Annotated in this window: 3 protein-coding genes; all 3 read right to left on the minus strand. The window is 47.3% G+C overall.

Going from position 1 to position 6384, the window contains the following annotated elements; genetic code table 11:
• Positions 1–283 precede the first annotated feature (283 nt).
• The 3 genes from ON064_RS16460 to ON064_RS16470 all read right to left on the minus strand — a co-directional run bounded on the left by ON064_RS16460 (position 284) and on the right by ON064_RS16470 (position 5409).
• A complete protein-coding gene (locus ON064_RS16460; protein WP_274625616.1) occupies positions 284–988 on the minus strand; it encodes a hypothetical protein in 705 nt (234 codons plus the stop codon).
• Positions 989–1004: 16 nt separating this feature from the next.
• Positions 1005–3266 (minus strand): cell wall-binding repeat-containing protein, encoded by a 2262-nt coding sequence (locus tag ON064_RS16465; protein ID WP_274625617.1) that lies wholly within the window; start codon positions 3264–3266, stop codon positions 1005–1007.
• A 268-nt stretch (positions 3267–3534) separates the two neighbouring features.
• Positions 3535–5409 (minus strand): LTA synthase family protein, encoded by a 1875-nt coding sequence (locus ON064_RS16470; protein ID WP_274625618.1) that lies wholly within the window; start codon positions 5407–5409, stop codon positions 3535–3537.
• Positions 5410–6384: the final 975 nt, after the last annotated feature.

The raw sequence follows: 6384 nt of genomic DNA on the forward strand, positions 1-6384 counted from the left end.
CCGCGCGGGCTGGCGAGACAAACGTGGCGCGCACTTTGCGGCACGTTGGCTCAACACCCGCCCCACGGCAAGCAGCCCCCTGCAACGCAGTCGAAAAGCGGAAGCTTTTCCTATCTCTTTTTTATTTACTTCACAATTTATGTCTCATCAGCTGCATGACCCGTATCCTACGCCCCCTCCGGAAAGCGCGCCCCTGCAACGCAGTCGCCAAAACTGAATAGCCTCTTCTCTTTCATTCCCACAAAAAAACCATCCACCAAGAGAGGCGGATGGTTCTTCGTTATTATTTGTAGCTCACCAATTCAACAACAGATTCCTGCTTGTCATCTCCGTTAGCGACTACTGTTTTTTCCTGGATGAATCCAAGACCTGGTGCGAAATAACGCGTCATTGTCGTTACTTGGTCAGATGATTCGGATTTCAGGACTTGCTCGACGACCAATACGTCTTCGAATGCGCCCGCTTGTGTTTCCAGCGTTTCGCCGTTCGATGTAATAATCCATTCACCTTCAGTGCTGTTGGCTTCGTCGATCATGACGACCGGCGCACTCATCGGCACCAAACCTTCGATCGAAATGTCGCGTTCGCCTTCGAGTTCAGATGTTTCGATCAGCATGTTCATGGACGACTCTGTCCATTCAGTCACTTCGATCGTAGCAGCTTCGCCGAATGTGATTTCCTCGAGCACTTGGTTTCCGGATACTTCTAGCACTTCACGCGTCAATTCGAAGTCTTCCACTTGGAAGTTCTTGACGAGGCCGAGTTCTGGCATGTACAACTGGATGCCTGTCGGGTCTGTCACTTCGATTGGTGCGTCTTCTGTTGATTCCACGTCTGTTTCAGTTGTTTCTGTTTCCGCGGCTTCGGTTTCGGTTGTTTCTGTGCCGCCTGTGCCGTTGACTTTATCGTCTTCTGCAGAATCGGTCACAGCGGTACCACAGCCTCCGAGGAGGACGGCTGTGAGCAAAAGACCACTGAATTTCTTCATGTATTTAACCACCTTATCATTTTTGCATTGCGTTGATCGTTGTTTTAATAGACGAGTTGACTGCCCCGCCAATGTAATATGTGCGGTTGATCAGTTTCTCTGTGCTGTGTTGTGTCAATGAATCCGTTAGGGTAGATGGCAATGATTTATCCGGCACCAGGAAGAGCGGTGCATTGTAACGGGCAGAGACTGCGGATGATACAAGCGCATCCGGGTAGTTCGTGCCGGTTGAGACGATCAAACGGTTCGACATGAATTCATCTGCGAAGTAATCGATCGCAGCCGTTCCTGTTTCGTAACGCGTTTTGCCTGATAGGCGGCGGACAGCGTCAGAACCGATTTCACGTTTCACGGCTGTTTCCAATGAAGCTGAAACTGCAGATGTACCACCGACGATGACGACTTCGTCACCGAAAGCTGTCTTCAAGCTGGCCGGTACGGCCTGACCATCGCCTACAAGAACAATCGGCCAGTTCTTAACTACAGCGATGCTGGCAGCAGTTAAAGCATCCGGATAGTTATTGCCCGCGGTAACAAACACGCCATCAGTAGCAGGCAGTTTTTCATTGATTTTCTCATTTGTGTCATAGCGGGTCTGGCCAGACAAGCGTTCAACCGATAACCCCATATTCTTCAACTTGCTTTCTACGGAGCCAGAGAGCGCAATCGTACCGCCCACTATAATCACTTTATTGGCTTTTAAGCGTTTCAGTTCTTGTTCCACGGCTGGAGTAAGAGCATCCGTTCTGCTCAAAAGGATAGGAGCATTGCCGTAATGCGCGGCCAACGGACCAGCTGACAATGCGTCAGCATATTGGTTCGAAGTTGCTAAAACTACAGTTTTTTGACTCTTCGTAGACGCAAATCCGTTAGGGTAGAGCAACTTGGATACGGCAACGGCTGTATCGATGCGGCTCTTGCCTTGCACATTTTGCGGAGTATACGAATACTTGGTTTTATCTGTGTTCGTATAGATTACTTTCTTAGCCCATACATCATACAATTCCGAGTTTGGCCAGTTGCGGGCATAGTTACGGGCTTCCTCGCGGTTGTAAAGGTGGACCATCTCGCCCTTGTCTTTCGAACGGACGATGAAGTTTTTGCGTTTGAAGTTCGACCAAACGATATCGTCTTCGAGCGTCGACTCATCGATTACGGATGCTTCCGTTAGTTTGCCGGCTCTGGCAATCGCTGCTTCTTCTTGGTAGAAACGATCCACTTCTTTATCGCTGCCGTCCAGGACGACGAATTTCTTCGGCAAGTAGTTGGACCACAGGACGATTCCCGTTGTCGTATGGACAACTCTTGTGTTCTTCCATTTTTTCGCTTCGTTGACCGCTTCTTGTTCCGTTCCGAATAGATTATTGCTCATTTTTACGGATGGATGATAAATGCCATAAACTAATGGGCGGTCAACTGGTTCAGGATCAGGCTTCGTTGCGCCGTCCACTTTCCCGGTTTTCTTATGAGTTACATAACTTCCTGAAATAGTTTTTGAATAATTCAACGCATCGGTTTTCGACGTGTAATGTTTGATCGCTTTGCCGTTTTTGTCGTTGACGACATAAACGTTGAAGAAATCATCTACCCCTTTTGCAACATTCGCTGCAATTTTTTGTTGGAACCAAGCTTGCTTGATCATCGCTTCTTCTGTCGGGTTGGACATATAGCCGACTTCGAGCAGCACAGCTGGCACATTTGATGTACGTGTTACGTACAGGCTGTTTGCGACGATGCCACGGCCTTCCTTAACGCCTGAGTTGATGACTGCGCGGTGCGTGTTCGTTGCCAAACGGCCGCTTTCCGGCGAGTAATGGCGCTGTAAGACTGATGGTGGATATGACGAACTCGCATATCGATTATCGAAGTAATACGTTTCGTATCCACCGTATGTAGGTGAACTCGTCGCATTGTGGTGCACGGACATGAAAATGGTATTGTCATTATTTCCGCTTGCAATCATTCCGTTTGCGACTTTCATCCGCTCGACGAGATCCGCACTGGATGAAATGCGTGAAAACTGGACATCGGATGTTCTGGTCATGTGAACGACAAATCCTCTTTTCTCTAGTTCGGATTTCAATCGCTTCGACACTTCCATATTGGCGTGTTTCTCGTAATAGCCGGTCCGGTTTCCTGAGTAACCAGCCGTTCCGCCGTAAGCTCCTCCGTGTCCCGGGTCTAAAATAACAGTTGGTTTACCGGATGCGGAAGCAGTCCCGGTTCCCATTCCAATGGCTAGCAGCAACAACAGCACGAACAAAAGTTTCTTTTTCAATGCTACATTCCCCTCTTTCTGACCTAATAGTACGGGGGAAAATTAGGAGAAACAAGAGAATTTTACAATATTTACTTAAAATGATTCTTTATACAGCGTTTAAAAGTGAATTTTTATGAATCAAAGATAATAGTCCTATGTAAATTACGAAAAACCCTTTAATTGTATACACAATTTAGGCATTTATAATCAATATATTTTTATTGATTATGCAATAAATTTGCATTATCATTCGTAAATTTGAATTAACAAAAAAACCAGAGAAGAGTTAACTCTCTTCTCCGGTCTCTGCTTCTTCGTCGTCATCCAGGAAATTGCTCAGCAATGCATCCGAATGGTTTAAGATTTTCAAGGCATTTTCCTGCTGCTCTTCGACGATTTCAGGCTCCGGTTCGATTCGCTCCATCGTCTCGAAGTCATAATAGCGTTCGGGATATCTGGCGTTTTGGCCCAAGTACATATGGTCGCCTGTGATATATGAGCCCCCCGGCAAGTAATAGCGCACTGCGAGCAAGTTATTCTCGTATTGCAGCATATTATGCCCGACCATCGGGGCTTGCGGTTCGATGCCCATCAAATTCATGATGGTTGGCATCATGTCCACTTGCCCGCCAAAATTCGAATTCACTTCTGACTCGAGTAATCCAGGAGCTGCGACAATGAATGGCAAAAGGAAACGATCTTTCAACGAATAAGTATGCCCGAGCAAGTCGGCCATCAGCTCGTTGTCCTCTTTTGTCATCGGCCGGCCATGAAGGCCTGAGTGGTCGCCATTGACGACAATGAGGGAATCTTCATAAATGCCTTCCGCTTTTAGGAAATCGATGAACTCCCCTACCGCTTCATCGGCATACCGGATGGATTGCAAGTAATTTCCTGTGTAGGTATCCACGTATTCTTCCGGCAACTCCAAATACTTGTCTTGTTCACGCACTTCAAAAGGCGTATGGCTCGTTACGGTCATCAAGTTTGCATAGATTTTCTTCCCAGAGGCGATTTGCTCTTGTATTTCACCTTCTGCAAACTCGAACATCGTCCGGTCGGATGGCCATAATCCAATCAGGTCTTCATTCGGGATCTCCTCGCTCGAATACGCATAATCAAATCCAAGCGATGGGTACAATTCCGCGCGGTTCCAATACTCCAACTTATCTGCATGATAAGTCGTTGTATAATAATCACGATCATTGAGCATATTGACAAGCGATGGCAAGGGGGTGCCGTTCAAATAATTGACCGTCGGATCCAAGCCTCTCGTCAACAACGACATATGCAATAGCCACTCGGCATCGGATGTGTTGCCTGCACCGATTTGTTGGAACATGCGGTCAAAATACAGGCTGTCGCCAAGCAGTTCATTAAGATTCGGCGTCAATTCCTGCCCATCGATCGATTGGTTAATGGCGAAGTTCTGCAAGGATTCAACTTGAATGATGAACAGGTGGCGATCTTTTGCGATGCCGAAGCGATCGTGTTCCGTATAAGGCACGAACTCATTGCCTTTCAGCTTAGCCAGCTCCTCATCCGATAGCAAATGCATTTGGGCCGATGCGCTATTTTGCTGCGCTGCCTGGACCAATTGGGTCTGGACAAATCCTTGCTCCTTGGCGAATAAAGTCATATCCAAAATCGGCTTTTGCAGAGCCACCACTGTCGTCACCACACTCAGCACCACCAGTACAAAAGCGGCTACGCTGATCTTCTTGCGGTTTTTCATTGTCAGCGGCCGGTTCCAGTATAAAACGAACAAAGCTATGTAGACGATGATATCGGCAAAGAACAGGAAGTCGAGCGGCGCATACAATAAGCTGACCGTTTCCATGACCGAGCCGGCTTGATCGCCTTGCTGCAAGTCAAAATAACTCGGCACGGTCTGGAAGTAGCGCTCATACCAGACGATCGACACAAGAAGCGCCGAGACGAACAGGTTATAGATTAACGCCACGAGCGGGCTGACCCGGCGCAGCACGACGAACAATAGCACCGGCAAGAGCATGAATACCGGAAAATCGATGGCTATTAGGCGCAGCCAGGAGACTTCACCGTAGACCAGGGTACGGAATACCCCTAGCTTGATGAGCAGAATGACGGATAAAATCACTAAAACCAGCAGCGGAGAATTAAGTTTTTTTGTCTTTTTCATAATAAACACCTCATAATCAATGAATCCATCATAGCATTTTTATTACAATTATTACAATAGCGCTAATATTAGGTAAAGACGCCAGACTGTGGCGCAAGGTTCCTTTATACCCCCCATCCCTTGAGCGACAAGACATCGGTAGATTTTCACGACATTGAGATTTTACAGAAAATTATTATAGAAAATCAGGTAGATAGATTCCAGAGTTCTATTGAATGAAGTTCAAAATGACAGCGGGAAATGCTTTTTTCAGGGAGTTAGGAGGGTTTGCATGCCAACCTGTTTTGACATTCGATTCTGGCTTCAGGTTGGCATTCGCCGCCTTGCTTTGGATTGGCCTCTTGCCATAAGCCAAGAAGAACACTTGTCTTACGGCTTCGGCTCACCCTTTTACGCTGGGCGGCTTGGTGATTTCGTTGAGTCGAGTGTGTTTAGGTATATCTGCTTCTATACCCAGTTGCCGGCTAGTGGGGGAATCACTTCCCGGACATATTTGAAGTGGATAGTGAGGGTTTACGTGTTGAAGTGTTTCAGCATTCTACTTGTGCTTCAGCTTCGTAGTCGCCGCCTTGCTTTGGGTTGGCCTCTTGCCATAAGCCAAGAAGAACACTTGCCTTACGGCGCCGGCTCACCCTTGGCGCTGGCAGGCTGAGAGATTTCGTTGATTCGGGTGAGTTTCGTCAGATCTGCTTCTGTATGAAGTTTCCGGCTAGCGGGGGAATCACTTCCTGCATTCTAGCGTCTGCCATGCTGGTGCTCCTATCGAAAATCTTGTCGATGGAACAGAACTAATTAGTCTCTCCACAGCAAAAGTGATTTGAGCTACACAACATAATGCATTTCTACATTTTCCATCGAGTGAACTGAAAAGTTTTTCTTTCCCTCTAAAACTAGAGACGAAGTGAAGGGGCCGACTCCGAGAGGATTAGCGAGACAATTGAGACCCTGGAGGAGCGTAGCGACGAAGCGGCTCAA

The organism is Planococcus sp. A6, assembly GCF_028823615.1.
Classification (GTDB): domain Bacteria; phylum Bacillota; class Bacilli; order Bacillales_A; family Planococcaceae; genus Planococcus.

Bases quoted from the DNA above. Each gene is read 5' to 3' on its own strand.
- ON064_RS16460 (WP_274625616.1), bottom strand. From the start codon at position 988: ATGAAGAAATTCAGTGGTCTTTTGCTCACAGCCGTCCTCCTCGGAGGC.
- ON064_RS16470 (WP_274625618.1), bottom strand. From the start codon at position 5,409: ATGAAAAAGACAAAAAAACTTAATTCTCCGCTGCTGGTTTTAGTGATT.